This window comes from Aminobacter anthyllidis, assembly GCF_018555685.1.
In the GTDB taxonomy this organism is placed as follows: Bacteria; Pseudomonadota; Alphaproteobacteria; order Rhizobiales; family Rhizobiaceae; genus Aminobacter; species Aminobacter anthyllidis.
In genome coordinates this window covers 206,945-230,211 of the sequence record NZ_JAFLWW010000006.1, presented here as the reverse complement: position 1 = coordinate 230,211, position 23,267 = coordinate 206,945, and the positions used below count along the sequence as shown (strand labels likewise).

The window sequence follows — 23,267 nt, the reverse complement described above, 5'->3', positions numbered from 1 at the left end:
CGGCAATCAAGACAAGAACGACAGGGAGAGCTTGATGTTACGCAGCCTGGCATTTCTCGGAATGGCGCTGGCGGCCACCCCCGCATTCACACAGTCGATGTCGCCGATGCGCGGCGAGGTGACGAGTTTCACGGACGCGTTCGCCGTGCGTGTCTTTCCATCCAATCCCTACAACAAGAAAATCCGGATCGATGTCCGCGTCTACGACCAGGATTTCCAGCCGGTGAACGCAAAGATCGCGCCCGACAGCTTCATGCTGGGCGCCGAGGCGTCGCGGCCGGTTCTCGTGGTCGTGCCGTTCGACGGTAACAAAGAGCGTAAAGTGCGTATTTGTACGGAAAGCGTGCCATTTCCAAATGAACAGACGCAGATCAAGGCTCAAATATGCGGAAAATTTCTCGGACAGCGGCGTTTCTGACGCTCTCGAGCCTCGCCGCATTGACGCCTTGCGCGTCCTGGGCCGAGGACGTCTACAATCTCAACCAGAACCAGAGCGGTTTCTCCCTGCCGGGCGTGACACTGCCACAGGGCCAGGATGAAGTGCGCGCCGCGGATGGCACCACCTGCCGTTCGGCTGTGTCGGGCAGCGGCGCCTATCTCGACGTCGGTGTGATCCAGGGCAACAACCGCGAGAACAACGACCTCGCAACCTATGGCCGCGTCGTCATCCCGATCGGCCGGACACCCAAGCGGCTCGACTGCTCCAAGCTTTATGAGCTCGAGGTGGCGCGGCTGCAGATGGAGCTGAAACTGCTCAAGATGGGGCTGGGCGGACAGGGCGGCGGCGACGTCACCGGATCGGTGCAGCATTCCAAGGCCGGCTGGGCCGAAAGCGGCTGGACCGATGGCCAGCAGCAGAAACCGAAATAGGGACGCGTGGAGGCCATGCGGCGCTATCTGCAGGCAGGCATTGTGGGATTGGCCAGTCTTGGGGCGGTGACGCAGCCGCAAGCTGCCATCATCGGCACCTGCACCATCAACATCCAGACCAACGGCACGCTTTCGCCCAACCCCACAATCAACGTCTTCGGCTCGACCCAGGCCGGTGGCTCGGCCGCCTCGGTCAGCGTGACCACCAGTTCGCTGCTGTGCTCGATCCTGAACCTGCTCGACTGCTACGGCCTCTCCGCGCCTGCCCCCGTCAACTTCCTGTCGGCTCCGAGCGGAGGCGATGCCAACGTAACCTTCGCTTCCACCTACACCGTGGATAGCGTGACCTATGGCGGCAGCACGATCACGCGGGTGTCGAACGGAACCAGGATCATTCCGGTCAACCTGACCGCGACCAAGTCGACCGGCATCTTCCCGGCCGGCACCTACCAGGCACAGGTCGTCTTCCGCTGCGAATGAGCAAGCTGCGAATGACCGGGCGGCCATCTGGCAAGCGCGCGCGACACGATGTAGTTTCCGGCCAAATCTTCAGGAGACTGCCGTGATCACCGTTGTCGGATCCATCAACCTCGACCTCACCGCAACCGTCGGCCGCCTGCCCGGCCCGGGTGAAACCGTTCCTGGCGGCGACTTCAAGTCAGCGCCCGGCGGCAAGGGCGCCAACCAGGCGCTCGCGGCAGCGCGCGCAGGCGCGCAGGTACGGATGGTCGGCGCGGTCGGCAAGGATGCCTTCGCCGGCGAGGCTGTCGCCTACCTTGAGGATGGCGGCGTCGATCTCTCCGGCGTTGCGCATATCCAGGCGGCGACGGGAGTTGCCTTGATCCTTGTCGGCGGCGACGGCGAGAACATGATCGCAGTGGTGCCGGGCGCCAACGGCTCGGTGGTGCCGGGCGATCTCGCCAAGGCCCAGTTCACGAAGGGCGACATCGTGCTGCTGCAGCACGAAATCCCGCTCGCGACAGTGGACGCGGCGATCGACGCGGCACGCAAGGCCGGTGCCGTGACCATGCTGAACACCGCGCCGTTCCGCGCCGAGGCCGCAAGCTTCGTCGGCAAGGCCGACTATATCATTGCCAACGAAACCGAGTTCGACCTCTACGCCGAGGCGCTGGCGCTGCCCGCCGGCGAGCGGCCGGCGCGGATGGGCGAATTCGCCCGCCGCACCGGAGCCACCATCATCGTCACGCTTGGTGGCGACGGCGTGCTGGCCGCCAAGGGCGACGAACTCGTCCATGTCGACGCCCTCAAGATCACTCCGGTCGATACGGTTGGAGCCGGCGACACGTTCTGTGGCTATCTCGCCGCCGGCCTTTCGTCGGGCCTCGACCTCAAGGACGCACTTCGCCGTGCCGCCGCTGCCGGATCCCTCGCCTGCTTGAAGCCGGGCGCCCAGCCAGCGATCCCGCTCGCCGCGGAGGTGGATGCGGCGATCTGATCTCATCAGACTGGCCACGTCGATGGACATGGAAAGGCTGCCTGAGCCTCTCCGTCGAAGCTAGTTCAGCTTGAACTCCACCGGCTGCATGTAGGTCTTGTCCTTGGCAGGGACAGGCACGACCTTCGTAAACCTTTTCCTGGCGATACCGAGCGCTCGCTTGTCGAGGGCAGGATCGCCTGATGTCTTAGCGATCTGCGCCGATTTGAGCTTGCCGTTTGCATCAGTAACGAGAGCGACTTCGGCGGTCTTTGTCGCGCAACCACTAGCGAAAACCACCAGAGCAAGGGCGATTGATTTCAGGATTGCGCTCACGTCTCATTCCTTGCCTAAAACCTTGTCTCAAAGCGTCATGTTTTTCATGAATGCTGACGCCACGCAATGTAGACGCAAGGTTTTCATCACCACATTCAGGCGAACCTACAGTTAGGCCGGCGACCCTGACGGAGTGGTGATCCGCGCCCTTGGTTGCTTCTGCTTCTTCTGGACAGCCAGAAATTCTGCGTGCTTATTGTCGGGCAACCGCCGGAGGAACGGAACATGTCGCTCGAACTTTACGCCGCCTATGTCGTCGCCTGCATCGTCATCGTGCTGATACCGGGGCCGACAGTCACGCTGATCATCGCCTCGAGCATCCGGCATGGTACGCGCGCCGGGCTCGCCAATGCCGCCGGCACCCAGATCGGCGTCGCCGTGATGATCGCCATCGTCGGCATCGGCCTCAACCAGATGATCGAGGCGATGGGCCACTGGTTCGAATGGGTCAGGCTTTTGGGCGCGGCCTATCTGATCTGGCTCGGCATCCAGATGTTCCGCTCGGGCGGCGAGCTTGCCGGCGACGGCATGCCCAGGCGGCCGCGCGGCGGCTTCTTCCTGCAAGGGTTCCTGGTTGCCATCAGCAATCCCAAGACGCTGATCTTCTTCGGCGCTTTCATCCCGCAGTTCATCGACCCTACCGCCAATTACGCCCAGCAGATCGTCATCATGGGCGTCACAGCGATGGTGTTCGCCGCGATGTCGGACTCGGCCTATGCGATTGCCGCCGGCCGCGCCGGCAAGTTCCTGTCAGCCAGGCGCCTCAAGCTGATGACCCGCATATCGGGCACGTTCCTTGTCGGCGGCGGTGTCTGGCTGGCTTTTTCGCGGGCAAAATGAGGTACGGCACCATCCGACCTGATTATTGAAGTATAGCGCGCTCCTCCCCATGTCATCACATGTGGGGGGCACGCGCTATGCTGAAAACATATTTGGTACCTGCCGCGAAGTATCTCGCGGCGGCGATTTTAGTTTTGATGTGCGTGGCTTTTGCCTTCCAACCCATCTTGCAGCTTTGGAAGCCAAGCCCGATCAAGTCTATCGATGCCGTAGTCGGAACGATCGAAGTTGTCTCAACAAGCTCCGGTCGAAGCGTCCATGGGATCAGCTATCGCTACGGTGTGAGAGTCGGAGACAGACTCGTTTTCCTGCAGGACTGGCAAATCCGCCAGAGAGGCAATGCGTTGGTGCTTCGACGCACGACCTATGAGGATGGGACCTCAGACTATCGTCTGGACTGATAGCCGTGGAAAACCGCCTCCCGGCAAAGAGAGGCGGTCATAGCTTGTAGCGTTACAGCCGGCCGAGGCGCTCGACCAGCAACGCGAAGAAGCCGTCATGGTCAATGTCGCGCATGAAGGTTGCATTCTTCGGGCGCTTGGTGACGCCCCACCAGTCGACAACGGTCATACCCATGGTCAGCTCGGACGACGTCTCGACGGTCACGTTGCAGTGACGGCCCTGGAACAGCTCGGGCTTGATAAGGTAAGCGATGACGCACGGATCATGCAGCGGGCCGCCGTCGGTGCCGTACTTGCCTTCGTCGTAGCGCTCGAAGAATTCCAGCATCTGCGCGGTGGCCAAGCCGACCTTGGTGCCGAGCTTGCGGAAGGCGTCGATGCGCTTGGTCGTGGTCAGCGCCTTATGGGTGACGTCGAGCGGCATCATGACGATCGGCACGCCCGAGCGGAACACCACGTCGGCGGCATGCGGGTCGACATAGATGTTGAACTCGGCCGAAGGCGTGACGTTGCCGCCTTCGAAGAAGCCGCCGCCCATCAGCACGATTTCCTTGATGCGCGGGGCGATCCTGGGCTCGCGGATGAGGGCAAGCGCGACGTTGGTTAGTGGCCCGAGCGGGCACAGGGTGATGGTGCCGGCTTCCTCGCGCATCAGCGTCTCGACGAGGTAGTCGACGGCGTGCTGCTCCTGCAGCTTCATCGTGGGTTCGGGCAGGTCGGGACCATTGAGGCCGGTCTTGCCGTGCACCTCCTCGGCGGTGACCAGTTCACGCATCAGCGGCCGGATGGCGCCGGAATAGACCTTGATGTCGGGACGGCCTGCCAGTTCGCAGATCTTGCGGGCATTGTTTTCGGTCAGCTTCAGCGGCACGTTGCCGGCGACAGCGGTAATTCCCAGAATGTCGAGCTCGGAGCTCCCCAGCGCCAGCAGTATGGCGACGGCATCGTCCTGACCGGGGTCAGTGTCGATGATTATCTTGCGCGGTACGGGCATTTTCTTTCCTTGTTGGGCAGTTTTTTGCAGTCTTGAAGTTGCCGACGGCGCGGACCATATCAACAACAGACGGGAAAATGCCATCCGGGTTTTTCCGCATTATGTCGCTCTCGGAGGACAAGCTGTAACATGAGCCGTATGACGCCCTTCTCAAGCCCGCTTCTCCTGGGCTTCGACACGATGGAAAAGACGCTGGAGCGCCTTGCCAAGTCGGGCGACAGCTACCCGCCCTACAACATCGAACGCATCAGGGATGCCGCCGAAGGGGGCGAAAGGCTGCGGATCACGCTTGCGGTGGCCGGTTTCGCCGAAAACGATCTCGAAGTTACCGTCGAGGAGAACCAGCTCATCGTGCGTGGCCGACAGAGCGACGACAAGGAGCGCGAGTTCCTGCATCGCGGCATCGCCTCGCGGCAGTTCCAACGCTGCTTCGTTCTGGCCGACGGGATGCGGGTGATGGCGGCCGATCTTAAGAACGGTCTGCTCTCGGTCGATCTCGACCGGCCGGAAGCCGAGCGACTGGTACGGAAAATAAACATATCGGTAGCAGACTGATACTGCCGATGGCTCTCATGCGGGATGGCCGAGACGGCATCCTGGCTAGAAGGAGGCTACAATGCCCAATACTGCCCAGAGACCCACGATGACCACGGGCGAACTTGCCCATCTCGGCGAAGGCTCCGTCGCCTATCTCAGGAAGGTATCCAGCGACGATCTGCGCGGCCGTTTCCCAGGCCTGACCGAGATCGATCCCGGCCTCGAACTGTGGGCGCTGTTTGCCGCAACCGGCGAACCGATCCTGTTGTCCGATGCGCGTGACCGCGCCCTTGCGGGTGCGATGGAAAACGATCTGATGACAGTCGCCATCCACTGACCTTTGCGCCTGCCCTCGGGCCGGCGACAGGATGGCTAAACGGAAAAGGGCCGCGCGACGCGGCCCTTGCCAAGCTTTTCAAACAATCAGAATCAGGCGGCGTGCGAAGCCGGCGTTTCCGACAAGAGCGCGTGGATCGCCGACGCATCGCGCGTGCCGCGAACCTTGGCGACCGTGTCGGCATCGCGCAGCACGCGTGCGATACGCGACAGCGCCTTGAGATGGTCGGCTCCGGCCCCTTCAGGAGCCAGAAGCAGGAAGACGAGATCGACCGGCTGGTCGTCAAGTGCTTCGAAGTCGACAGGCGTTTCCAGGCGCGCGAAGACGCCGGTGATCCGCTTGACGCCTGCGAGCTTTCCATGCGGGATGGCGATGCCATTGCCGACACCCGTCGAGCCAAGTCGCTCGCGCTGAAGGATGGTGTCGAACACCTCCCGCTCGGGGATACCGGAAATCGCTGCGGCCCTTTCGGCGAGAAGTTGCAGAAGCTGCTTCTTCGAGTTCGCCTTCAAGGCCGGCATGATTGCCGGAGCCTCGATCAGATCACTCAGATCCATGCTGAAATTCCCTTGCTGTGCTCACCGCCGCATTGCCCCAAACCCCACATGCGGTCGGCGGCGACTATCCCTGGGCGACCTTTGCGGTCGAGGGATCTATCCAGCCGATGTTGCCATCAGACCGGCGGTAGACGATGTTGAGGTGCTCGTTGCCAGCATTGCGGAACACCACAACAGGGCTATCCTTGGTATCGAGTTCGATGACGGCTGATGCCACCGACATCGTCTTCAGAACCATCGTCGACTCGGCAACGATGGCGGGCGCGAAATCTTCCGGCACATCCTCGTCGTCATCGACGAGTGCCGCGACCACCGAGTAGGCGACATCGGTCAATTCACCGTTGCCAGCGCCCAGATTGTGCGACTTCAGCCGGCGCTTGTAGCGCCTCAAGCGGGTTTCGAGCTTGTCGGCCGCCGCTTCGAAAGCGGCAGTCGGTTCCTGGGCCTCACCGGTCGCTTGCAACGACATGCCCGAATCGAGCCGTACCACACAATCGGCGGTGTAGCGCGAGCCGGACTTCACGACGTTGACGTGCCCGGAGAAGCCGCGATCGAAGTATTTGCCGATCGCTTCGCCGATACGTCCTTCAATGCGCGTACGAAACGCATCGCCGACGTCCATGTGTTTTCCTGATATGCGCAGGCTCATCTGAAAACTGACCTTTTCTGTTCAGACTTCAAACCGGTCCGAGTTTATACCCGTGGCAGATGCAAACAAGCGTTGGCTCGCTTGTCACACCAATTTTAAGTCCGAACTTGTCGGCTGATCTTGGGCCACCCACCGGCAGCCCCTGGCTCGTATCACAAGCCATCCTGTGCCGCATCTTTCTTTGGCGGGCTTAGCCCTCTTCATGCGGGCGGGCTTCTAGACACTTCATTAAGGATTGTCAATCAACGGCCCGGATGGCCAACGGTTCCGCGGCTTTCGGCCTAGCTGGCCGTACCCGCCATGGCGCGTTTTTCGCGCCGGCGCTGCACCGACGAGGCGATGTTCATGCCTTCCCGGTACTTGGCGACCGTGCGGCGGGCGATCTCGACGCCACTTTTCTTCAGGATATCCACAATCGCATCGTCGGAAAGCACGTCGGCGGCCTGCTCTTCCTCGATCATCTGTCGGATACGGTCACGCACGGCTTCCGACGAATGCGCGTCGCCGCCCTCGGCCGAGGCGATCGAGGCGGTGAAAAAATAGCGAAGCTCGAACACGCCACGCGTCGTCAGCATGTATTTGTTGGCGGTGACGCGACTGACCGTCGATTCGTGCATGCCGATGGCGTCGGCCACGTTGCGCAGGTTGAGCGGCCTGAGATGGCGCACGCCGTGGACCAGGAAGGCATCCTGCTGGCGAACGATCTCCGAGGCGACCTTGAGGATGGTCTTGGCGCGCTGGTCGAGGCTGCGGGTCAGCCAGTTGGCGTTCTGCAGGCATTCGCTGAGGAAATTGCGCTCGGCAGCATCCTTGGTGCGGCCCGTGACCTGGGCGAAATAAACCTGGTCGACAAGCACGCGCGGCAGCGTGTCGGGATTGAGCTCCACCGCCCAGCTGCCGTCGGCCGCCTGGCGAACCTCGACATCGGGCACGATCGTGTCGGCAGAGCCGCCAGAAAAGGCGCCGCCGGGCCTGGGATCGAGCGCGCGGATCTCGGCCAGCATGGCGAGCAGGTCCTCCTCGTCGACGCCACAGATGCGCTTCAGGCTCTGGAAATCGCGCTTTGCCAGGAGGTCGAGATTGTCGATCAGCGCGGCCATAGCCGGGTCGAGCCTGTCGCGGCGAATGAGCTGGATGCGCAAGCATTCGGCGAGGTCGCGGGCGAACAGGCCGGCCGGATCAAAGCCCTGGCAACCGCTCAGTACCCTCAGCACAAACACCTCATCGACACCGAAGCGCCCGGCGATTTCGTCAGCCTCGCCGCGAAAATAGCCCGCTTCGTCGAGCCAGTCGGTCAGTTCGGCAGCGACAAGCCGCTCCGCGGGGTCGACAAAGGCGAAAGAGATCTGCTCGCCGACGTGGTCGCGCAGGGTGACAGCGGCTGCAGCCATGTCCTCCATGTCGAAACCTTCGGACGCGCCGCCAGAACTCGAGCCCGGGGAGGACGACTTCCATTGCATGGCAAGGTCGGGGCCGATGTGCTCGACAGCGCCAGGATCGTCGGGAAACAGGTTTTCGAGCGACGTATCGAGCTTTTCGGAGATCGCCTCCGAACTCCAGCCGGCTTCGCCTTCGAACCAGTCTTCGCCAGCGGCGGGATTTGACTCGCTTTGGGTTTCGATCTTGGGAAATTGGTCGGGCGCGTCTTCAGGCGCCTCGACACGCTCAAGCAGCGGGTTGCGCTCGATCTCGTCGTCGATGAAACGTTCAAGCTCGGTATGGGTGAACTGCAGCAGCCTGATCGACTGCATCAGCTGTGGTGTCATCACCAGCGATTGCGACTGCCGTAGCTGTAGTTTCGCCGACAGCGCCATTGCTTGAAGTGGTCCAATCCCGATCAGGCGCGGCCGAAAATCGGCTCGCTCGCCAGTCGCGATAAAACTGGCCCGGCTTTTGCATGTCAAGCAGATTGGGGCTTGGCAACGCGATTGCCGGCGCATTGCCCGGCAATCGCCAATGAACGCTGCGCATTTCGCCGGCACGTTGCGTCCCGGCAAGCAGCCCTAGAGCGTGAAGCCCTCGCCGAGATAGAGCCGGCGGACGTCGGGATTGGCGACGACCTCGTCGGCGCGGCCATGCGTCAGCACCTCGCCGGCATGAATGATGTAGGCGCGATCGATCAGGCCAAGCGTCTCGCGGACGTTGTGGTCGGTGATCAAGACGCCGATGCCACGCTTGGTCAGATGGCGGACGAGCTGCTGGATGTCAGCGACAGCGATCGGGTCGATGCCGGCGAAGGGCTCATCGAGCAGCATGTAGTTGGGCCGGCTGGCCAAAGCGCGCGCAATCTCGAGGCGGCGGCGCTCACCGCCCGAAAGGGCAATCGCCGGCGCCTTGCGCAAGTGGCTGATGTGGAATTCCTCGAGCAGCGCATCGAGCGACTTTTCGCGCTCCTTGCGGCTCTTCTCGACCACTTCGAGAATGGCGCGGATGTTGTTTTCGACCGACAAGCCACGGAAGATCGAGGCTTCCTGCGGCAGGTAGCCGATGCCAAGACGGGCACGTCGATACATCGGCATCGCCGTGACGTCGAAGCCGTCAATCTCGATGGTGCCCTGGTCGACCGGAACGAGCCCGGTGACCATGTAGAAGCAGGTCGTCTTGCCAGCACCATTGGGGCCGAGCAGGCCGACAGCCTCGCCGGCGCGGACGCCGAGCGTCACGCCCGACACCACCTGCCTGCCCTTGTAGCTCTTGGTCAGCCCCTTGGCGATCAGCGTGCCCTTGAACTTGCCGTTCTTGGCACTGCCTGTCGTCGCGGGCGCGGCAAGTTTTTGCGCCGAGCCGGGCTTCAGACGCGACAACAGCGAAGATGCCTCAGTCATTTACTTCTTCTGCGAACCCGGTGTGATCGACATCATGACGCGACCATTGCCCTTGGTGCCCTTGTTGCAGCCGTCGACCTGGGCAAGCCCGGTCTTCATCTGCACGGTGAGCTTGCAGCCGACCAGGACGTTATCGCCTTCGGAAAGCACGACTTCCTTGCCCGACATCACCAGCACCTCTGTCTTCATGTCGAAGGTGCCGCGGTCGCCGGTGGCAACCTGCTTGTCGGACTTCACATAGACCTTGTCGTCGACCTCAAGCCTGTCGATGTTGGCCGAACCGGTGGCCGCCGAACCGCCATCCTTGGCGTAATAGACGGTCATCTTGCCCGACTTCATGACAGTCGGCCCCTGGGTGACGCTGACATTGCCGGTGAAGATCGCGAGATTCTCCGATTCGCGAACCTCGAGCTTGTCGCTCTCGATCTGGATCGGCTGGTCGCCGGAGAGCTTGAGGCCCGAAAGCCTGCTCTGGCTATCCTGCGCAAAAGCGCCGGCGGTGCAAAGCACGACGCCCGCGCATGTTAACGCGGCCAATGACCGCCAAGACCTAATTTGCCGCACTCCCGCCTCCGCTGCCATTCTGCGCCGCCTTCATCCGCGCGGGATCGATGTCCACGCGTACCTTTTTCTCGAACACGACAACCTTGCCGTTATCGAGCATGGACATCGAATCGGACGTGATCTTCGAACCGTCAAGGCTTATTTCAACCGGTTCGTCAGACTTCATCGCGCCGCTGCCCATGTCGAGATACGCCGATTTGAGCTTGGCGACCATACCGTCGCTGGTCTTTACGATTACTTGCTCGGTCAGATTGAGCGTATTGCCTTCGCGATCATAGATGCCGCGCACTGCGTCGACCTTGGCAATGTTGTCGGCCGAGATCGGCAGGTTGGCGTCGATGCCGAGCAATTCGACGACGCCCTGGTTCGCCGGATCCTGCACGGCACGGTCGGCGGTCATCGAATAAGGCAGGTTGTCTCGGGTGAAGCCGCTGAGCTGGGGCTTGGCCATCACCAGCTTGCCTTCGGAGAAGGCGGCACCTTCCGCCTTGACCTGGATGGAAGGGGGCGCGGCAAGATAGGTATAGCCGCCGAACAGCACGGCAAGCGCGACGGCGGCAAGCGGCAAGGCGAGCTTGAGAAAGCGGACGCGGCGCGAATGGCGTGCCGCGAGGTCGAAAGCATCGGCGCGCGACGTCGCAAGCGCAATCGCGGTGTCAACCGCAACACCACTGCCGCCGCCGCTCGTCTCGATTGGTCGCGCCAACGCAAATGTCCTTCTTCGAACTATCCAAGCCTGCCTTCAGGCCGGCACGGTGAAGCGGATGAAAGCCACGAAAATATGACCATAAGGTCAAAGAGTTGCGGCCGAACGCACTGATGCCCCGCGTCCGGCTGCCGAACTGCAAACCCCTATATGGCTATTTACCTTACAAAACCCAAATCCCGCAACGTCAGCTGCGGCAGGAAAGCTGTGGCTCTCGCCAAAGCGTTGCTCTAAAAGCGCAAGCCTGCACAGCATGCGAGGCACGCCATGTCCATGAAAGCCGACGATCTGATCGACCGACGCCGCTTGCGGCGCAAGCTGACCTTCTGGCGCATCGTAACCTTTCTCATCGCAGCGCTCGCCATCGTCGCCATGTCGACATGGCTTGCCGGCGAGCGCATTCCCGGCGTGACCACCGACCATATCGCCAAGGTCCGGATCGAAGGCACCATCACCGAGGACGAAGACCTGCTTCGCCGTCTCGACGAGGTCCGCAAGTCCGCCTCCGTCAAGGGCGTGATCCTGTCGATCGATTCGCCCGGCGGCACGACCGCAGGCGGCGAGGCGATCTTCGACGCGGTGCGCAAGCTCGCGGCGGAAAAGCCCGTCGTCGCCCAGGTCGGCACGCTTGCCGCATCCGCCGGCTATATGATCGCCACGGCATCCGATCACATCGTGGCGCGCAAGTCGTCCATCGTCGGCTCGATCGGTGTCCTGGTACAGTTTCCCGACCTGACCGGGCTGATGGACAAGCTCGGGGTCAAGCTCGAGGAGATCAAGTCGTCGCCGCTGAAGGCTGAGCCCAACCCGTTCAATCCGACGACCGACGAAGAGCGCGCCATGATGCGCAACATGATCATGGACAGCTACGACTGGTTCGTCGGCATCGTCGCCGAACGCCGCTCGATGTCGAAGGCCGAAGCCACAGCCCTTGCCGACGGCTCGGTGTGGACCGGGCGCCAGGCACTCGCCAACAAGCTGATCGACGAGGTCGGCGGCGAGGACCAGGCCATCGCCTGGCTCGGCACCAAGGGGATCGATGCCAAGCTGGAAGTCATCGAGTGGAAGCCCGCCCGCACAGGCAGCTTCTTGCTGCCAAGTTCCGTCGCCCAGGCCCTTGGCCGCGCGCTCGGCATTGGCGACTTCTCGTCGCAACTGATCAAGGAAATGGGCGCCGACCGCTTGTTCCTTGACGGTATGCTGTCGCTCTGGCAGGCTGAAAAAGCCGTGTCAGGCGGCTGAAAAACAAATAAAATCATCACCATCTCGACGGGGACCGAGCTCATGATCAAGTCTGAACTGGTGCAAATCATTGCCACACGCAATCCGCATCTGTTCCTGCGGGATGTCGAGAACATCGTCAGCGCCATTTTCGACGAAATCACCGATGCCCTTGCCGATGGCAATCGTGTCGAGCTGCGCGGCTTCGGCGCGTTTTCGGTCAAGAACCGCCCTGCCCGCACCGGCCGCAACCCGCGCACCGGTGAATCCGTCGAGGTCGAGGAAAAGTGGGTGCCGTTCTTCAAAACCGGCAAAGAGCTGCGCGAGCGGCTGAACTCGGCGAAGTAAACCGCCAGTCGGCTGTGGCGGCGGGGTCTTAAACGGGAATATCCATGTTCAACCGCTTCATGCTCATCGTTGTCTTCGTGCCGGTGGCGATCGTGCTGATCGCACTCGCCGTCGCCAACCGCGCCCCGACGGCATTCACGCTCGATCCGTTCAATCCGGGCAACCCGGCGCTGACCATCCAGGCGCCGCTGTTCGTGCTGCTGTTCCTGGCGCTGGCGCTCGGGGTGATTCTCGGCGGCGCGGTGACCTGGCTCAAGCAGGGCCGCTTCCGCAAGGTCGCCCGCCAGCGCGGCCTCGAAGCCGAGAGCCTGCGCCAGGCAGCGGCCCAGCGGCCGCCGGTCGCGCAAGGTCCGGCGCTGCCGCGCCCCAACTGATCCGCACAACTGACTCGCTCGGGCGCGACGACCTTTCAGGGAGAACCTTATGCTGCATTTTTCGGCCGATGACATCGACCGCGCACTGACCTTTCCCGGACTGGTCGAGACGCTGCGCACGGCCTTCCGCGAGGGCGCGGTGCAGCCGGTGCGCCATCATCACACCGTCGAGCGCGCCGAAGGCACAGATTCGACCCTGCTTTTGATGCCGGCCTGGACCGACTTCAAGGCTGCGGGCGCCGGCGCCGACGGGCATATCGGCGTCAAGATCGTTACCGTCTCGCCCGACAACAACGACATCGCCAAGCCGGCCGTCGTCGGGCTCTACCTGCTGCTTGACGGCGTCACAGGCGAGCCGCAGGCGCTGATGGACGGCCCGCGCCTGACCCAGTGGCGTACGGCCTGCGCTTCGGCCCTCGCCGCCTCCTATCTGGCCCGCGAGGATGCCTCCAAACTGCTGGTGATCGGTGCCGGCGCGCAGTGCAAGTTCCTGGCGCGCGCCCATGCCGCCGTTCGCCCGATCAAGCAGATCCGCGTCTGGAACCGGACGCTCGCCAACGCCGAAACGCTGGCTGCTTCATTGCGCAGCGAAGGTTTTGAGGCGACTGCCGTCTCCGACCTCGATGCCGAACTCGGCTGGGCCGACATCATCACCGCCGGCACGATCTCGACGACCCCGCTGGTCAAGGGCGCCAGGCTCAAGCCCGGCTGCCACGTCGATCTCGTCGGCGGCTTCACGCCCGGCATGCGCGAGGCCGATGACGATGCGATCAGAAAGGCGCGCGTCTATGTCGACACCCGCGCCGGCGCCACCAAGGAAGCCGGCGACATCGTCCAGCCGATCGCAGCAGGTGTGCTCAAGGCCGAAGACATCGTCGCCGACCTGCACGAGCTCGCCCGCGACCAGAAGCCCGCCCGCCAGTCGGCGGACGAGATCACCCTGTTCAAGTCGGTGGGCGCCGCCCTTGAAGACCTCGCCGCCGGCATTGCCGTCTACAAGGCGCTCAAGAGCTGATTTCGAGACGAACCTCCGCCTCCATGGCTTCCGCGATCAGGCGAAAGTCATGCTCGCTGAGCTGGCAAAGCCCGAGCCGCAGCTGTTAACCCCAGTTGCCGCCTGCGGTGAAATCGAGCTGCCCAAGCAGCATCGCGATCGGCGTCTCGTGAGACGCCACCCAATCGACATCGCGCCGGAACGGCCGGAAGCCATCGCCCATGTCGAGCTGGTAAGGATCGCCTTCGCGCACCCGGCCGATGGCGGCGAAGGCCTTCAGACCGTCCTTGCCACCCATGACCGTCGACGGCGAATAGTAGACAACACCATCACCGGCGCCGATCCGGCGCAGCGGGCCTGCCTTGCCATGGCAGACCTGCATGAAGCCACCGGCACGGCCGCGCCTGACATGTTCGGCAGAAGCGACCGCGAGCCAGTTGGCCGTGCTCATGGCCGCGCTGTCGCTGCTTCGTCGAGGCAGTAGACACGCAGGCGATGATTGTCGGGGTCGAGTGCCACGAAGGTGCGGCCGAAATCCATCTCCGTAGGCGCCTGGATAATCTTGAGCCCGCGGCCGGACCACTCGGCATGGGTCGCGTCCACCGCATCCTGCGCGTCGAGGGCAAAGACGATCTCCGATCCGCCACCGGCGGTGGCGGCTGCCGGCTGGGCGGTGTGGCGCGACCACAGGCCGAGCTTGAAGCCGCCATCAAGCACGAACATGACGAAGGTCGGCGACGCTTCGACCGGCTGGCGGCCGAGCAGATTGGCATAGAAGGCACCGCTGGTTTCGGCGCTGTCGACATAGAGGATGATGAAGTTGGGGCTGCGCATCTATGTTCTCCTTGTTGGGACGAGGAGGACCGTAGTCGGCACCACTGTCAGATTCTGGCAGTGGCGTTCAAAGCTTCCTCGACGTTTCGAGCGTCGCCCGCCATTCCTTGAGCATGACGGCGCGGCGGCGCGGGTAACGCGTGTCGGTGGCGGCGAGGTCGGCGATGCGGTCGGCGCGGAAATGCCTGTAGTCCTCGCGCATCTCACACCACGCCACCATCACCCTGACCTTGTCGAAGAAGCCGAGCGCAAATGGCCAGACGATGCGGCGCGAACCCGCTCCCGAAGCGTCCTCATAGGTCATCTCCAGCTTACGCTCGGCACGGATCGCCTTGCGGATGATACCGAGATCAGCGCCCTCGCGCGTCGCCTCCGCACTCGGCCCGACCAGAAGTGCAGTGGCATCGAGCTCCTCGCGCAAATCGTCGGGCAGTACAGCGGCGATCTTGGCCAGCGCATCGGTCGCCGCTGCCGAGAGCCTGGTGTCGGGTTGTTTCGCCACCCAGCGCGAGCCGAGCACGATGGCCTCGATCTCCTCGTCGGTGAACATCAGCGGCGGCAGCATGAAGCCGGGCTTCAGCACATAACCCACGCCCGGCTCACCCTCGATCGGCGCGCCCTGCCCCTGCAGGGTGGCGATGTCGCGGTAGAGCGTGCGGATCGAGACGTCCAACTCGCCAGCAAGCGTCAAGCCGCTGACCGGCCGGCGATGGCGGCGCAGGATCTGGATGAGGTCGAGCAGGCGTTCGGAGCGCGACATGATTCTCGTGCGGGTTGTGGCGGAGAGGATATGCTGGGGCGCGCAAGGGCGGAAGGCGTTTGAAAATTTGAGCGGAGAGTACCCCCACCCCTAACCCCTCCCCACAAGGGGAAGGGGAATGCCGTCGCGGCGTCCAAGCTCCGCTGCACCCGTATCGGCGACAGGAACAGAGAGCGCTAACAAGTCCCCCTCCCCCTTGTGGGGAGGGGTTAGGGGTGGGGGTATCTTCACTAGCCGTATGATCGAGGCCTCGCACCACCCCGCCCCCCCCGCGACGGCCCGTCCGGTTGCGGTGTACGGTGGCCTGTGCCAAAAGCGGCCAACTATCCGGAGACGCCGTTCCTTGAAGCACCCGCGCGACAAACGCCGCGACAGCCGCCCGCAACCGCCCCGCAAGGGCGGAGCCGCCCCCGCCCAGACGCGCGACCGTGTCGAGCGGCAGCAGGAGCGCAAGCCGGAGCAGCGCCCTGCCCCACGCCAGGACCATCAGTCCGAGCCGAAGCATCAGCCCGAGCCAAGGTTGGAACCGCGCAAGCTAGTTCGCCGCGAAGGCGCATTTCCTGCCGAGCGCCTGCCGCTGATCCTCGAGGTCGCGCCCAACGACGACTATGCCCTGCTCGACTCCGGCGACGGCGAGAAGCTCGAACAATACGGCCCCTACCGCATCGTGCGGCCCGAGGGGCAGGCGATCTGGCAGCGCGCGCTTCCGGCCAAGGAATGGGAACGCGCCGATGCCGTCTTCACCGGCGACACCGACGAGGAAGGGCTCGGCCGCTGGCGCTTCCCCAAGCTGCCGCTCGGCGAAACCTGGCCGATGCGCCATGACGGGCTGCATTATCAGGGCCGCTTCACCTCGTTCCGCCATGTCGGCGTTTTCCCCGAGCAGGCGACGCACTGGGATCACATGGCCCGGCTGATCGTGGACGCCAAGCGCCCGGTCAAGGTGCTCAACCTGTTCGGCTACACCGGCCTTGCCTCTCTTGTCGCCGCCCGCGCCGGCGCCGAGGTCACCCATGTCGACGCCTCGAAGAAGGCGATCGGCTGGGCCCGCGAAAACCAGGAGATGGCCGGCCTTGCCAACAAGCCGATCCGCTGGATCTGCGAGGACGCGATGAAATTCGTCGAGCGCGAGGAGCGCCGCGGCAGCCGCTACGACATCATCCTGTTCGACCCGCCGGCATATGGCCGCGGCCCCAAGGGCGAGGTCTGGCAGCTGTTTGAGAGCCTGCCCGCCATGACCGACATCTGCCGCTCGATCCTGACGCCGAAGCCGCTGGCTGTGGTTCTGACCGCCTATTCGATCCGTGCCTCGTTCTTCGCCATCCATGCGTTGATGCGCGACACCTTCGCCGGCATGGGCGGCACCATCGAGTCGGGCGAGCTTGTCATCCGCGAGAAATCGGCGGGACGGGCGCTGTCGACATCGCTGTTTTCACGCTGGGTGGCCAAATGAGCGAACACCGCACCGGGGCGCCGGGCCGCGTCAAGGAAGTGACGAGCCTCGCCAACCCGCTGGTCAAGGACATCAAGGCGCTGGCGCTGAAGAAATTCCGCGACCAGCAGAACGCCTTCATGGCCGAAGGGCTGAAGCTCGTCATCGACGCGCTCGATCTCGGCTGGACGATCAAGACGCTGATCTTCGCCAAGTCGGCGCTCGGCAACGCGGCTGTCGAAAAGATCGCGGCGCGCACCGTTGCCTTGGGCGGCGACGTGCTCGAAGTCTCGGAAAAAGTACTGACGGCGATCACCCGGCGCGACAATCCGCAAGCGGTTGTCGGCGTGTTCAGCCAGCGTTTCGTGCCGCTCAAGGACATTCGCCCGAAGGGCAATGACGTGTGGGTGGCGCTCGACCGGGTGCGCGATCCCGGCAATCTCGGCACCGTCATCCGCACCATCGACGCTGCCGGCGCCAAGGGCGTGATCCTGGTTGGAGAGACGACGGACCCGTTCTCGCTCGAGACAGTGCGGGCGACGATGGGCTCGATCTTCGCGGTACCCGTCGCCAAGGCCAGTCCGGAGGCATTTCTTGGCTGGCGCAAGGATTTTGCCGGCACCGTCGCAGGCACGCATCTCAAGGGCGCGGTCGACTACCGTTCCGTCGATTTCGGCAACCGCCCGGTGCTTTTGATGATGGGCAACGAGCAGCAGGGCCTGCCCGACAATCTGGCTGATGCCTGTGACAAGCTTTTGCGCATCCCGCAGGCGGGTCGCGCCGATTCGCTCAATCTCGCGGTCGCCACCGGCGTCATGCTGTTCGAAATCCGGCGCGGCGCGCTGAAGCTTTAGGAGCATTGCGTGAAGCCAGCCGCATTCTACGGGCTTGTGACTGTACTTGCCGTCGCGCTCGACCAGTGGATCAAGGTTCTCGTCGAGGCCAATCTCGTCATGCACGAGAAGGTCGACCTGCTGCCGTTCCTGGCGCTTTACCGCACCTACAACACCGGCATCGCCTTTTCGATGTTCTCCAGCGTCGGCGACACCGGGCTGATCGCGCTGACGGCGGTCGTCGTCGCCTTCGTCACCTATCTGGCCATCAAGACCACGCCGGCACAAATCATCTCGCGCTTCGGTTTCGCGCTGATCGTCGGCGGTGCGCTGGGCAACCTCATCGACCGCACCGTCTATGGCCACGTCATCGACTACATCTTGTTCCACACGCCGGTGTGGTCGTTTGCCATCTTCAACCTCGCCGATGCCTTCATTTCGGTCGGTGCGGCGCTGGTCGTTCTCGACGAATTCCTGGCCTGGCGGCGCGGCCGCGGCGAGCCCAAGGCCGCCGACGAATAGGGGCACCAGCATCGATCAAGTCACAATACAATATGTGACAGAGGCGTGAGGTCATCTGCAGCTTACCCACAGACTTGACTAAGCGGTTAAGATTTTTTTCACTAAGGTCGCAATCGGGTCCAAGGTCTGCCACAATCGCTCATCATGGTGCGTTTGGTGGACGGGCCGAAAGGTACCGACTGAACTGTCTTGCGGCTACGCGGCGTAGATTTGCGGGTCGAAACGACAGGTGGGGGAGCTCGCTATTCCGAGCGCTTTGGGGCCTGAGTGGAGAGTTGCTAGTGAAAATGCCCTTCGGGTTGGGCGCAGCGAATCAGCCGCGCTCCACTATGATGTTCACGAAAGCCGAGCCGGCTTCCTGGCGCGAGAACGCGCCGAACCGCGGCCTGGTCTGCGCCGTATTGGCGATGACCGCCCTGATGAGCGTCACCGCCGTGTCCGCCCTCTTCATCGTACCGCATATGGGCCAGAGCTCCGCCGACACCGTGCAGGAAGCCAGGCAGGCTGAGGCCGAGCCGTCCAAGGAAAAGATCACCACCATCATCGCCGAACCGACCGGACGAAAGAGCCGCGTCGCTTCCGCCGCCAGCTCGATCATCGTTTCCGACGCCGTTGCCGAGGAAGCGTCTGACATGCCGCTGGCCGCCGACCCGCGCTGGGCGCAGGTGGTGAAGGCGGGCGCAACGCAGCCGCTCGAAGCCATGCCTGCCATTCCCGGCGCCGAAAAGGTCATCGCCAAGGACCCGACCGAGACGGCGGCGCTGGCACTTACTGAAACCAACGCCAAGACCGACCCCGCCGAAACCGCTGCGGTCAAGGCAATCGAAGCCGAGACGCAGCCTGCCGAAGCCAGCCAGGGTGGCAAGGAAGCCATCATCAAGCGCTCGGTGAACATGCGCGCCAAACCGCAAAAAGGTGGGGCGGTGCTTGGCGTGATCCCGGCCAAGACCTCCGTCGAACTGGTTTCTTGCACCCAATGGTGCGAGATTGTCTTCAACGGCAAGCGCGGCTACGTTTACAAGAGCTACGTCCAGTAATCGTAGTATTTCCCGGCCGTCGGATCTGCGAAAACCGAACGACCGCTAAAATTCGATATATCTGCCAAAATCTTCCCTAAGCTCTCGGTGCTAGGCTTCCGCCATGATGACGGAGTCCGGCACAACTGATGAAAAGACGACGCGGGGTGCGGCGATGGCCGACACCGAGTCGCATCGCCGAATCATCACGCCGCCATCGCTTGCACCGGCATTGCCCAAGGAGCCGCCGCGCGGCCTCTACTTCACGATCCTCGTTGCGGTTCTGGTGCTTGCCGGCCTTGCGCATCTGACCGGCGCACCTGTTTTCATCAGCGCAAGCCTGTTCGCCATCGGCCTTGCCGGCATGGTTCTGCTTTCGCGCAGCCTGGGCGAGCGCGCGCGGGCCGCGGAAGCGATCACCGAGAACGCCTCCCGCAACCGCGCCGAGATCGAGACCCTCGCCGACCGGATGTGGGAGTTGCAGGAAAGCGAAGAGCGCTTCCGCGGCCTCATCGACGCGCTGGGCGACCTCGTCGTCCACCGCGACCGCGACGGCCGCATCGTCTATGCCAACAAGGTATTCGCCGAACTCATCGGCCAGGACCCGCGAGACCTCGCCGGCCGCACCCTGGCGGAACTCGGCGTCGATGTCGGCGTGGTGCCGGACGCTGCCTTCTCCGACGGCGAGTGCCTGAGCTCGACAGATGTCGGCATCCGCTCCATAGGCGTCGTGCGCTGGTTCTCATGGATCGAGCTTTCGGTGCGCGACAAGACCAGCAACGTGGTTTCGCACCGGGCGATCGCCCGCGACATCACTGCCCGCAAGCGCGCCGAAGCGGCCCTGATCGGCGCACGCGAGCGCGCCGAGTTTGCCAGCCAGGCGAAGTCGCGTTTCCTGGCAACGGTAAGCCACGAGATCCGCACGCCGATGAACGGCATCATGGGCATGGCCAAGCTGTTGCACGATACCGAGCTGTCGCCCGAGCAGCGCACCTATGTCGGCGCCGTCTCGACCTCCGCAAGCGCGCTTCTGGCGCTCATCGAAGATCTTCTCGACTATTCCAAGATCGAGGCAGGCCGCTTCGACCCCGAACCGCAACCGATGTCGCCGCGCGAAATCGCCGACAATGTCGTCGAGTTGCTGGCCGCGCGCGCGTTCGGCAAGGGCATCGGACTCGGCTGCCATGTCGCGCCCAACGTGCCGCAAATGATCACGGCCGATCCTGGCCGCGTCCGCCAGGTGCTGCTTAACCTGATCGGCAACGCGATAAAATTCACCGATGCCGGCGGTGTCCGGCTCAATGTCGAGCGCACCGGCGACAATGATCCCGGCAAGATCCGCTTTACGGTGAGCGATACCGGACCCGGCCTGCGCGCCGAAGACGTGGAGCGCATATTCGAGGAATTCGAGCAGGCCGACGGCACCTCGACACGCTCGCATGGCGGTGCTGGACTTGGATTGGCCATCTCCAAGCGCCTGGTCACCGCGATGGGCGGCACGATCACTGTCAACAGCCTGCCCGGCGAAGGCTCGGAATTCGCCTTCGAGCTGCCGGCATTTGGCGCGACCGACACGCCCCAGACCGACGCCGATGCACTGGCTGGCCGACGCACCGTCATCTTGTCTAAAAACACCACCGAGGCGGAAGCACTCGCCGAAACCATTCGCGCTCATGGCGGCCGGGCCGACATTGCGGTGACGCCCGAGCAGGCCGCCGCCTTCGCCGAAGGCTGCAACGCGCTTCTGGTCGATGCTGCACTTGAGGAAAATGACGGCCGCACGCTCAAGCAGTTGCGCGAAAGCGGCTTCGCCGCCAGCGAAGCCGTCACGCTGATTGCGCCGACCGACCGCGGGCTGCTCGGCGAGCTGCGCGCCAGCGGCTATGTGACCTTCCTCGCCCGGCCCGTGCGGGGCGAGACCCTGCTGCGGGTCCTGCTGGCGAATCAGGGCGTCGTGCAGGGCAAGCCTCAGCTGGCGAGCCGACGCACTGCTGCCAAGCCCGCGAATCGTCCGCACCAGCGTGGCCTGTCGGTGCTGATCGCCGAGGACAACGACATCAATGCCATGCTCGCCCGCGCCGTTCTGGTGAAGGCAGGGCATCGGGTCGACGTCGTCAACAACGGCAAGGCCGCCGTCGAGGCGGTGACAGGCGCCAGCCGCAAGCGGCGCTATGATGTCGTGCTGATGGACATGCACATGCCCGTAATGGACGGATTGGACGCGATTTCGGCCATCCGTCGGCATGAAGAGCAACATGGCCTCGGTGCCGTCCCCATCATGGTGCTGTCCGCCGACAGCCAGGAAAAGACCCGCCACGCAGTGCTCGCCCATGGTGCCAGCGGCTTCGTCACCAAGCCGCTCGACCCCGATGTCCTGATCAATCTTGTCGAGCAGCGCGCTGCCGCCTGAACTAATTCGGGGCCATTTTCCTAGCCGGCTAGGCGCCGTTGCTTGCCCGCCCAGTCTTGCCGCGACAGGTTGATCACGATACTGTCACAATCCTGTAGCACCGACACCGTATCCCCGCGCCAGGAGGGATGGCTCGAAGGAGAATCACCCGTGCATACAGCCTTGCCGGACAGTGACACTCAGAAAGCCAACGGCGCCAAGGTGACAGTGCCTTCCAAACCTTTACTGCCAGGGACACCGCTCGGACGGATCGGGACGCTTGAGGTTCGCCTCGCCCGCGACGAGTCGGAAATTGCTGCCGCCCAGGAAGTGCGCTACCGCGTGTTCTTCGACGAACTCGGCGCCAGGAAACAGGCGCTGCATTCAATCGAGCGGCGTGACGCCGACCGCTTCGACGACATCTGCGATCACCTGCTGGTCTTCGACACCTCGATCAACGGGCCCGAGCATCGCCGCATCGTCGGCACTTACCGTCTGCTGCGCCAGGAGCGCGCGACGGAAGCCGGCGGCTTCTATTCCGACGACGAATTCGAGCTGAACAAGCTCATCGCCCGCCACCCCGGCCAGCGCTTCCTTGAGCTCGGCCGCTCCTGCGTGCTGCCCGAGTACCGTTCCAAGCGTACCATCGAGGCGCTGTGGCAAGGCATCTGGGCCTATCTGAACCGTTACGACATCGACGTCATGACCGGTTGTGCGTCTTTCCACGGCACTGTGCCGGCGGCACATGCCGAGGCGCTGACCTATCTCGCCCACCATTGCCGCACCAGCGCGGATTGGGACGTGCGGGCGGTGGACGGGCGCTATTGCGCCATGGATCTGATGCCGATCGAAGCGGTCAACGCCAAGTCCGCGATCGCCGCGATGCCACCGCTGATCAAGGGTTACCTGCGCGTCGGCGCCAAGATCGGCGATGGCTGTGTCATCGACCATGACTTCGGCACGACCGACGTCTTCATCGTCATGCCGGTCAAAGAAATCGGCGCCCGCTACATCAACTATTACGGCGGCGAAACCCAGCGCTTCGCCGCCTAGATCAGTGAGCGACGACCTCCAGCCCGCCTTCGACAAGCTGCGCGCAGCGGCCGAAGGACTGGCGGAGGTGGTTGAGGGCACCTCCTACGGCACGCCGTCGCTTCATGTCCGCAAGAAGTTCCTCTGCCGCGTCAAGGATGCCCACACGGTGGCGGTGATGTGCGCGCTTGAGGAAAAGGAGATGCTGATGGAGGCCGATCCGCATCTCTATTTCGAGACTGCCCACTACAAGGGTTGGCCGGTCGTGCTGGTGCGCATCCACGACATCCCGCCCGACCAGCTGAGGGCGCGGCTCGAGCGCGCCTGGCTGATGCAGGCGCCAAAGAGCCTGCTCAAGGCGCGGCAAGCGGCCAATTAATCCACAGGGCGAGGGTTTGCCGAGTTGGTGCCGGGCCGGCGCGTCGTCGAGCTTGTCGAATTCGAATCGGACGACCCCGCCT

General features: G+C 63.5%; 30 protein-coding genes. 19 read left to right on the top strand and 11 right to left on the bottom strand.

Features of this window, described 5'->3' with window-relative positions; all coding sequences use genetic code 11:
• The first annotated feature begins 34 nt into the window (after positions 1-34).
• From J1C56_RS21290 to J1C56_RS21275, 4 genes are all read left to right on the top strand, one after another.
• Entirely contained in the window at positions 35-418 is a 384-nt protein-coding gene (locus J1C56_RS21290) for a hypothetical protein (RefSeq protein WP_214392063.1), read from the top strand.
• Complete coding sequence (locus J1C56_RS21285; RefSeq protein WP_246591694.1) at positions 385-870, top strand: hypothetical protein; 486 nt, start codon at positions 385-387, stop codon at positions 868-870. Before J1C56_RS21290 ends, J1C56_RS21285 begins: the two co-directional genes overlap by 34 nt.
• Positions 871-885: 15 nt before the next feature.
• Complete coding sequence (locus tag J1C56_RS21280) at positions 886-1,350, top strand: hypothetical protein (protein WP_214392062.1); 465 nt, start codon at positions 886-888, stop codon at positions 1,348-1,350.
• 82 nt (positions 1,351-1,432) lie between these two features.
• Complete coding sequence (locus J1C56_RS21275) at positions 1,433-2,326, top strand: ribokinase (RefSeq protein ID WP_214392061.1); 894 nt, start codon at positions 1,433-1,435, stop codon at positions 2,324-2,326.
• Between the two features lie 60 nt (positions 2,327-2,386).
• Here the strand turns inward: J1C56_RS21275 and J1C56_RS21270 are convergent, their stop codons facing one another.
• The gene (locus tag J1C56_RS21270) at positions 2,387-2,641 is read right to left on the bottom strand and encodes a TonB family protein (protein ID WP_214392060.1); all 255 of its coding nucleotides are present in this window, start codon (positions 2,639-2,641) and stop codon (positions 2,387-2,389) included.
• 225 nt (positions 2,642-2,866) lie between these two features.
• On the opposite strand from J1C56_RS21270, the gene J1C56_RS21265 reads away from it, so the two are divergent.
• Both J1C56_RS21265 and J1C56_RS21260 read left to right on the top strand, forming a co-directional pair.
• Positions 2,867-3,481, top strand: a complete 615-nt coding sequence (locus J1C56_RS21265; RefSeq protein ID WP_214392059.1) for a LysE family translocator — start codon at positions 2,867-2,869, stop codon at positions 3,479-3,481.
• A gap of 77 nt (positions 3,482-3,558) precedes the next feature.
• On the top strand, positions 3,559-3,882 hold the full coding sequence (locus J1C56_RS21260; protein WP_214392058.1) for a hypothetical protein: 324 nt from the start codon (positions 3,559-3,561) through the stop codon (positions 3,880-3,882).
• 52 nt (positions 3,883-3,934) lie between these two features.
• Here the strand turns inward: J1C56_RS21260 and J1C56_RS21255 are convergent, their stop codons facing one another.
• The gene (locus J1C56_RS21255; RefSeq protein ID WP_214392057.1) at positions 3,935-4,876 is read right to left on the bottom strand and encodes a nucleoside hydrolase; all 942 of its coding nucleotides are present in this window, start codon (positions 4,874-4,876) and stop codon (positions 3,935-3,937) included.
• Positions 4,877-5,005: 129 nt separating this feature from the next.
• Here J1C56_RS21255 and J1C56_RS21250 point away from each other — a divergent pair, with 129 nt between their 5' ends.
• Together J1C56_RS21250 and J1C56_RS21245 are read left to right on the top strand one after the other, a co-directional pair.
• The gene (locus J1C56_RS21250; RefSeq protein WP_214392056.1) at positions 5,006-5,431 is read left to right on the top strand and encodes an Hsp20 family protein; all 426 of its coding nucleotides are present in this window, start codon (positions 5,006-5,008) and stop codon (positions 5,429-5,431) included.
• A 61-nt stretch (positions 5,432-5,492) separates the two neighbouring features.
• The gene (locus tag J1C56_RS21245) at positions 5,493-5,750 is read left to right on the top strand and encodes a BQ00720 family protein (protein WP_214392055.1); all 258 of its coding nucleotides are present in this window, start codon (positions 5,493-5,495) and stop codon (positions 5,748-5,750) included.
• A gap of 92 nt (positions 5,751-5,842) precedes the next feature.
• On the opposite strand, the gene ptsN is transcribed toward J1C56_RS21245, so the two are convergent.
• The 6 genes from ptsN to lptC form a co-directional block, all read right to left on the bottom strand.
• Positions 5,843-6,307 carry a PTS IIA-like nitrogen regulatory protein PtsN gene (gene ptsN / locus J1C56_RS21240; protein ID WP_214392054.1) on the bottom strand — a complete coding sequence of 155 codons (465 nt, stop codon included), beginning with the start codon at positions 6,305-6,307 and terminating at the stop codon, positions 5,843-5,845.
• A gap of 64 nt (positions 6,308-6,371) precedes the next feature.
• Positions 6,372-6,956: a ribosome hibernation-promoting factor, HPF/YfiA family gene (gene hpf, locus J1C56_RS21235; RefSeq protein ID WP_214392053.1), complete on the bottom strand. Its 585-nt coding sequence runs from the start codon at positions 6,954-6,956 to the stop codon at positions 6,372-6,374.
• Between the two features lie 281 nt (positions 6,957-7,237).
• Positions 7,238-8,770, bottom strand: a complete 1,533-nt coding sequence (gene rpoN / locus J1C56_RS21230) for an RNA polymerase factor sigma-54 (RefSeq protein WP_214392052.1) — start codon at positions 8,768-8,770, stop codon at positions 7,238-7,240.
• Positions 8,771-8,959: 189 nt separating this feature from the next.
• A complete protein-coding gene (lptB, locus tag J1C56_RS21225; RefSeq protein ID WP_214392051.1) occupies positions 8,960-9,781 on the bottom strand; it encodes an LPS export ABC transporter ATP-binding protein in 822 nt (273 codons plus the stop codon).
• Positions 9,782-10,363: an LptA/OstA family protein gene (locus J1C56_RS21220; RefSeq protein WP_246591691.1), complete on the bottom strand. Its 582-nt coding sequence runs from the start codon at positions 10,361-10,363 to the stop codon at positions 9,782-9,784.
• Positions 10,332-11,051: an LPS export ABC transporter periplasmic protein LptC gene (gene lptC / locus J1C56_RS21215; RefSeq protein WP_214392049.1), complete on the bottom strand. Its 720-nt coding sequence runs from the start codon at positions 11,049-11,051 to the stop codon at positions 10,332-10,334. The genes J1C56_RS21220 and lptC overlap by 32 nt, the downstream gene beginning before the upstream one ends.
• A gap of 267 nt (positions 11,052-11,318) precedes the next feature.
• Between lptC and sppA the strand changes: the two genes are divergently transcribed.
• The 4 genes from sppA to lhpI are packed head-to-tail and all read left to right on the top strand — an operon-like array spanning position 11,319 to position 14,009.
• Positions 11,319-12,293 carry a signal peptide peptidase SppA gene (sppA, locus tag J1C56_RS21210; RefSeq protein ID WP_214392048.1) on the top strand — a complete coding sequence of 325 codons (975 nt, stop codon included), beginning with the start codon at positions 11,319-11,321 and terminating at the stop codon, positions 12,291-12,293.
• 42 nt (positions 12,294-12,335) lie between these two features.
• Positions 12,336-12,620, top strand: coding sequence for an integration host factor subunit beta (locus tag J1C56_RS21205; RefSeq protein WP_055981346.1), 285 nt, complete (start codon positions 12,336-12,338; stop codon positions 12,618-12,620).
• A gap of 44 nt (positions 12,621-12,664) precedes the next feature.
• Positions 12,665-12,994, top strand: a complete 330-nt coding sequence (locus J1C56_RS21200) for a DUF1049 domain-containing protein (protein ID WP_214392047.1) — start codon at positions 12,665-12,667, stop codon at positions 12,992-12,994.
• A 49-nt stretch (positions 12,995-13,043) separates the two neighbouring features.
• Positions 13,044-14,009 carry a bifunctional Delta(1)-pyrroline-2-carboxylate/Delta(1)-piperideine-2-carboxylate reductase gene (gene lhpI, locus J1C56_RS21195; RefSeq protein WP_214392046.1) on the top strand — a complete coding sequence of 322 codons (966 nt, stop codon included), beginning with the start codon at positions 13,044-13,046 and terminating at the stop codon, positions 14,007-14,009.
• Positions 14,010-14,094: 85 nt separating this feature from the next.
• Here the strand turns inward: lhpI and J1C56_RS21190 are convergent, their stop codons facing one another.
• The 3 genes from J1C56_RS21190 to J1C56_RS21180 all read right to left on the bottom strand — a co-directional run bounded on the left by J1C56_RS21190 (position 14,095) and on the right by J1C56_RS21180 (position 15,582).
• Positions 14,095-14,439, bottom strand: coding sequence for an EVE domain-containing protein (locus tag J1C56_RS21190; protein WP_338001481.1), 345 nt, complete (start codon positions 14,437-14,439; stop codon positions 14,095-14,097).
• Entirely contained in the window at positions 14,436-14,822 is a 387-nt protein-coding gene (locus J1C56_RS21185) for a VOC family protein (RefSeq protein WP_214392045.1), read from the bottom strand. The genes J1C56_RS21190 and J1C56_RS21185 overlap by 4 nt, the downstream gene beginning before the upstream one ends.
• A gap of 67 nt (positions 14,823-14,889) precedes the next feature.
• Positions 14,890-15,582 (bottom strand): helix-turn-helix transcriptional regulator, encoded by a 693-nt coding sequence (locus tag J1C56_RS21180; RefSeq protein ID WP_214392044.1) that lies wholly within the window; start codon positions 15,580-15,582, stop codon positions 14,890-14,892.
• Between the two features lie 343 nt (positions 15,583-15,925).
• Between J1C56_RS21180 and J1C56_RS21175 the strand changes: the two genes are divergently transcribed.
• From J1C56_RS21175 to J1C56_RS21145, 7 genes are all read left to right on the top strand, one after another.
• A complete protein-coding gene (locus J1C56_RS21175) occupies positions 15,926-17,035 on the top strand; it encodes an RsmD family RNA methyltransferase (RefSeq protein ID WP_214392043.1) in 1,110 nt (369 codons plus the stop codon).
• Entirely contained in the window at positions 17,032-17,868 is an 837-nt protein-coding gene (locus J1C56_RS21170) for a TrmH family RNA methyltransferase (RefSeq protein ID WP_214392042.1), read from the top strand. The genes J1C56_RS21175 and J1C56_RS21170 overlap by 4 nt, the downstream gene beginning before the upstream one ends.
• Positions 17,869-17,877: 9 nt before the next feature.
• A complete protein-coding gene (lspA, locus tag J1C56_RS21165) occupies positions 17,878-18,369 on the top strand; it encodes a signal peptidase II (protein WP_214392041.1) in 492 nt (163 codons plus the stop codon).
• 329 nt (positions 18,370-18,698) lie between these two features.
• Complete coding sequence (locus tag J1C56_RS21160) at positions 18,699-19,406, top strand: SH3 domain-containing protein (protein WP_214392040.1); 708 nt, start codon at positions 18,699-18,701, stop codon at positions 19,404-19,406.
• Between the two features lie 103 nt (positions 19,407-19,509).
• Entirely contained in the window at positions 19,510-21,795 is a 2,286-nt protein-coding gene (locus tag J1C56_RS21155; protein WP_214392039.1) for a PAS domain-containing hybrid sensor histidine kinase/response regulator, read from the top strand.
• Positions 21,796-21,945: 150 nt separating this feature from the next.
• On the top strand, positions 21,946-22,827 hold the full coding sequence (gene olsB, locus J1C56_RS21150) for a l-ornithine N(alpha)-acyltransferase (RefSeq protein ID WP_214392038.1): 882 nt from the start codon (positions 21,946-21,948) through the stop codon (positions 22,825-22,827).
• A gap of 4 nt (positions 22,828-22,831) precedes the next feature.
• Positions 22,832-23,185, top strand: coding sequence for an MmcQ/YjbR family DNA-binding protein (locus J1C56_RS21145; RefSeq protein WP_338001480.1), 354 nt, complete (start codon positions 22,832-22,834; stop codon positions 23,183-23,185).
• Positions 23,186-23,267: the final 82 nt, after the last annotated feature.

Coding starts and splice junctions, on each gene's coding strand:
- J1C56_RS21265 (WP_214392059.1), top strand. CDS start 2,867: ATGTCGCTCGAACTTTACGCCGCCTATGTCGTCGCCTGCATCGTCATC.
- J1C56_RS21280 (WP_214392062.1), top strand. CDS start 886: ATGCGGCGCTATCTGCAGGCAGGCATTGTGGGATTGGCCAGTCTTGGG.
- J1C56_RS21155 (WP_214392039.1), top strand. CDS start 19,510: ATGATGACGGAGTCCGGCACAACTGATGAAAAGACGACGCGGGGTGCG.
- J1C56_RS21180 (WP_214392044.1), bottom strand. CDS start 15,582: ATGTCGCGCTCCGAACGCCTGCTCGACCTCATCCAGATCCTGCGCCGC.
- J1C56_RS21205 (WP_055981346.1), top strand. CDS start 12,336: ATGATCAAGTCTGAACTGGTGCAAATCATTGCCACACGCAATCCGCAT.
- sppA (WP_214392048.1), top strand. CDS start 11,319: ATGTCCATGAAAGCCGACGATCTGATCGACCGACGCCGCTTGCGGCGC.
- J1C56_RS21250 (WP_214392056.1), top strand. CDS start 5,006: ATGAGCCGTATGACGCCCTTCTCAAGCCCGCTTCTCCTGGGCTTCGAC.
- lptB (WP_214392051.1), bottom strand. CDS start 9,781: ATGACTGAGGCATCTTCGCTGTTGTCGCGTCTGAAGCCCGGCTCGGCG.
- J1C56_RS21290 (WP_214392063.1), top strand. CDS start 35: ATGTTACGCAGCCTGGCATTTCTCGGAATGGCGCTGGCGGCCACCCCC.
- J1C56_RS21190 (WP_338001481.1), bottom strand. CDS start 14,439: ATGAGCACGGCCAACTGGCTCGCGGTCGCTTCTGCCGAACATGTCAGG.
- lhpI (WP_214392046.1), top strand. CDS start 13,044: ATGCTGCATTTTTCGGCCGATGACATCGACCGCGCACTGACCTTTCCC.
- J1C56_RS21185 (WP_214392045.1), bottom strand. CDS start 14,822: ATGCGCAGCCCCAACTTCATCATCCTCTATGTCGACAGCGCCGAAACC.
- J1C56_RS21260 (WP_214392058.1), top strand. CDS start 3,559: ATGCTGAAAACATATTTGGTACCTGCCGCGAAGTATCTCGCGGCGGCG.
- J1C56_RS21170 (WP_214392042.1), top strand. CDS start 17,032: ATGAGCGAACACCGCACCGGGGCGCCGGGCCGCGTCAAGGAAGTGACG.
- J1C56_RS21200 (WP_214392047.1), top strand. CDS start 12,665: ATGTTCAACCGCTTCATGCTCATCGTTGTCTTCGTGCCGGTGGCGATC.
- J1C56_RS21255 (WP_214392057.1), bottom strand. CDS start 4,876: ATGCCCGTACCGCGCAAGATAATCATCGACACTGACCCCGGTCAGGAC.
- ptsN (WP_214392054.1), bottom strand. CDS start 6,307: ATGGATCTGAGTGATCTGATCGAGGCTCCGGCAATCATGCCGGCCTTG.
- J1C56_RS21285 (WP_246591694.1), top strand. CDS start 385: ATGCGGAAAATTTCTCGGACAGCGGCGTTTCTGACGCTCTCGAGCCTC.
- hpf (WP_214392053.1), bottom strand. CDS start 6,956: ATGAGCCTGCGCATATCAGGAAAACACATGGACGTCGGCGATGCGTTT.
- J1C56_RS21220 (WP_246591691.1), bottom strand. CDS start 10,363: ATGGCAGCGGAGGCGGGAGTGCGGCAAATTAGGTCTTGGCGGTCATTG.
- J1C56_RS21160 (WP_214392040.1), top strand. CDS start 18,699: ATGATGTTCACGAAAGCCGAGCCGGCTTCCTGGCGCGAGAACGCGCCG.
- J1C56_RS21245 (WP_214392055.1), top strand. CDS start 5,493: ATGCCCAATACTGCCCAGAGACCCACGATGACCACGGGCGAACTTGCC.
- rpoN (WP_214392052.1), bottom strand. CDS start 8,770: ATGGCGCTGTCGGCGAAACTACAGCTACGGCAGTCGCAATCGCTGGTG.